General features: G+C 64.8%; 1 protein-coding gene. It reads left to right on the top strand.

What is annotated here, in order from left to right; all coding sequences use genetic code 11:
* Window positions 1-509, top strand: a 509-nt coding sequence (locus tag C3Y91_RS05270) for an RNA polymerase factor sigma-54 (RefSeq protein ID WP_441005345.1), incomplete at both ends; no start/stop codon positions are given.

The raw sequence follows: 509 nt of genomic DNA, 5'->3' as shown, positions 1-509 counted from the left end.
GGTGCCCCGCAGCGCCTCGATGCGCCGGAGCTCGTCAGCCAGTGGAAATCGATGCCGGGCAGCGGCGAGGGCGCCGATTACGATCTCGATGATTTCGTCGCCGGCCAGGTGTCGCTGCGTGATCATCTTGCCCAGCAGATCCCCTTCGTCCTGCCTGACATGGCCGACCGGCTGATCGCGCAGAATTTCGTCGACCAGCTCGACGACTGCGGTTATCTGCAGGCCGATATCGTCGAGGCGGGCGAGAGGCTGGGTACGAGCCTCGCACAGGCCGAGCGCGTGCTCGCCACCCTCCAGAGCCTCGATCCGCCGGGTGTTTTCGCCCGCAGCCTCGCCGAATGCCTGGCGATCCAGCTCAGGCAGAAGGACCGATATGACCCCGCCATGCAGGCTCTGGTCGAAAACCTAGAACTCCTGGCGCGGCGCGATTTTGCGACGTTGAAGCGGCTCTGCGGCGTCGACGAGGAAGATCTTCTCGACATGCTCGGCGAGATCCGCCAGCTCAATCC

Origin of the sequence: Rhizobium ruizarguesonis (assembly GCF_012349115.1) — a bacterium.
GTDB classification, from domain to species: Bacteria; Pseudomonadota; Alphaproteobacteria; order Rhizobiales; family Rhizobiaceae; genus Rhizobium; species Rhizobium ruizarguesonis.
This window is presented reverse-complemented; position numbering and strand designations above follow the sequence as displayed.